Origin of the sequence: Acinetobacter higginsii (assembly GCF_000369525.1) — a bacterium.
In the GTDB taxonomy this organism is placed as follows: domain Bacteria; phylum Pseudomonadota; class Gammaproteobacteria; order Pseudomonadales; family Moraxellaceae; genus Acinetobacter; species Acinetobacter higginsii.
In genome coordinates this window covers 1-2,222 of record NZ_KB850081.1, presented here as the reverse complement: position 1 = coordinate 2,222, position 2,222 = coordinate 1, and the positions used below count along the sequence as shown (strand labels likewise).

The following is a 2,222-nucleotide window of genomic DNA, read 5'->3' as shown; positions in this document are numbered from 1 at the left end:
CAATATGACTGTGTTGAAGAAGTATTTTTTGTATGCCGAGATGATGAAAACTATTTAATTTATAAGGAGATACTTTCTAACATTAACGACCCAAAAATAAAAATACAGATTGAATAAATTAAATTATAGATAGCTCATATAAGAATCCTGCTACCAGTTTGGCTAAAAGCTCATGATCTTCTTGGGATTCAACGATATCAACCATTAAATCATCTAAACCCGTGTGTTCTTGAATGGTCACACCTTGGATTTCAAGATAAGTTAGCATCACTGCTAGCCCTGTTCTTTTATTTCCATCGACAAATGCATGCCCTTTAGAAATTGCAATACCAAACCATGCAGCAATTTCAAAGATATCACTCACATTACTGTAATACATTTGCTGATCTATACGGTTTAGGACGCTTTCCAGTTTCTCAATCTGGCAACCAGATCGACCTACACCTGTTTGAAGCAAAATCTCGTCATGTACAGCAATTACGAATGTCGAACTAATCAAGCTCATTTATAAGCTAACTCTTGTATTTCTGCTTTATGTTGCTGGATCACTCGTCTAGCACTATGCATAACAACTCGTTTAGTTGCTTCATCATTACTAAACTTTATAGGTAAAACTTGTCCAGAAACCTTTTCACGACTAGATACTTGTTCAATATTATAATCTTTAAGACGTTTTCTCATATCGCTTACCATTCTAAGAGTGATCGTGTGTATTTTAACGCAAGTTTGTTGATCTAACAGTAGTGTTGGTCAAATTTGATAGTGTGAGTCTTTTTTTAGCACCGATTGTTCTGGATTTAAATTAAAAAAATCATAGACTTTATTAATTTTTGATTTATATAACAATGTCTTATCCAAATAAATAATTGATTTTTCTTTGTTGGTATCAAAAATTACTCGACCTCTTGGGATCTGTTCATACTCATAGTTTTGTAGTTCAGAATACTTTTCTTGCAATGTAATCCAATATTCAATATGTGTATATGGGCTATCAATCAGGCCAATAGAGTCTGCTTTCGTAATATTAAAGGAATGTGCAATACCAATGACTTGATTATTCCAGTACCAAAAGATCCCTATTTTCATTTGTCTTTATGCCTAGTTTTAAGTTCAACTAAAATTAATATAATACGGATTATCCGAAAATATTCAGACAATAAAAAACCCCGACATCCTGTCGGGGTTTTTCGTATTTGGTACTAGGGTCAACTCCTGTCATCCCTCGCGTCCTGTCGCTGATCTTATTGTTGTTATGTGGAACATCCTGTTTTCGATGAAGCCATAATATGCAATCTGATGGTGTCTGCCTATTGGTGATTTTCTTGAATGCCTGTACGCCAGAACGTACATGGAGATATCCTCAAATTATCCCAAGAATTGTCCGCAGGAAATGGGGATAATTTCAGAAATGAGAGTCTTGAGAAATCAGGAAAAAATGAAATTTTGAGTATTTTTTAATCGACTTTATTGGCTAAAAGTGACAAAAGTGCTTAAAAAGCAGCCGACTTGTTTCGGAGTCGGCTTTTTACCTATTTTTTAGTCATGACTAATTTTTTAAATACCTTAAAAACAATAACTTTTTAAAATTGGTTTCGCATAAGCGCCATTATGTTAAATGAACTTCTTTATTTTAGTTTATAACAAACCAAATACACATGTGTTTACATGTATTTTTTTATGTGTTTAACTACGTGTATAAATACATTTATGGATTAATCATGAACTATATTCGACCTACAGATGTAAAAACTCCACGAAAAAATGTGAAAAGTGTTCATGTACTTTATGATGGTGCAGAGGATTCATTTTCCTTAGCTGTTCTTAATTGGGTGGACGAGTCAGGAGAGTCAAAAGATAAATTGGCTTTGCGTTGGAATGGTTCTGAGGCATCCCCTAAAGGGTATCCTTCAGCTATGGGAAATCCATCATGGTTTATCATTCCTGAAAAATTAGAAAGTGTATTAAGAGAACGAGCAATGGAGCTTAATGAAAGAGAAGGGAAAGCCAAAGCTATCAACCTCTCTAATAAAATTATTGAGCATGTAAGCCAAGTAAAAGTTCATGAAAAAAGCCCATTCGGTTTTACAACTTATACAATTCCAAAATCTGAGAACGTACATAAAAGTGAATTGGATGAACTGGAAAACTTATTAAAACAAAATATGATATTTTTTTTAAAAACAGATGACCCTGATGATGCTTTTGATTTGGGACTTAATGGT

At 33.5% G+C, this 2,222-nt stretch carries 4 protein-coding genes and 1 pseudogene; 2 read left to right on the top strand and 3 right to left on the bottom strand.

The window, feature by feature from the left end; genetic code table 11:
- Positions 1-117 (top strand): annotated as a pseudogene (locus F902_RS21750) (O-acetyl-ADP-ribose deacetylase); the annotation flags it as partial.
- A 1-nt stretch (position 118) separates the two neighbouring features.
- Here F902_RS21750 and F902_RS21745 read toward each other — a convergent pair.
- From F902_RS21745 to F902_RS21735, 3 genes are all read right to left on the bottom strand, one after another.
- Positions 119-505, bottom strand: coding sequence for a type II toxin-antitoxin system death-on-curing family toxin (locus F902_RS21745; RefSeq protein ID WP_002125026.1), 387 nt, complete (start codon positions 503-505; stop codon positions 119-121).
- On the bottom strand, positions 502-681 hold the full coding sequence (locus F902_RS21740; RefSeq protein WP_026441249.1) for a hypothetical protein: 180 nt from the start codon (positions 679-681) through the stop codon (positions 502-504). Before F902_RS21740 ends, F902_RS21745 begins: the two co-directional genes overlap by 4 nt.
- A 69-nt stretch (positions 682-750) precedes the next feature.
- Positions 751-1,086 carry a hypothetical protein gene (locus tag F902_RS21735; protein ID WP_002125021.1) on the bottom strand — a complete coding sequence of 112 codons (336 nt, stop codon included), beginning with the start codon at positions 1,084-1,086 and terminating at the stop codon, positions 751-753.
- Between the two features lie 632 nt (positions 1,087-1,718).
- Here F902_RS21735 and F902_RS21730 point away from each other — a divergent pair.
- The coding region (locus F902_RS21730) for a hypothetical protein (RefSeq protein ID WP_005207592.1) at positions 1,719-2,222 on the top strand (504 nt) is incomplete at its 3' end.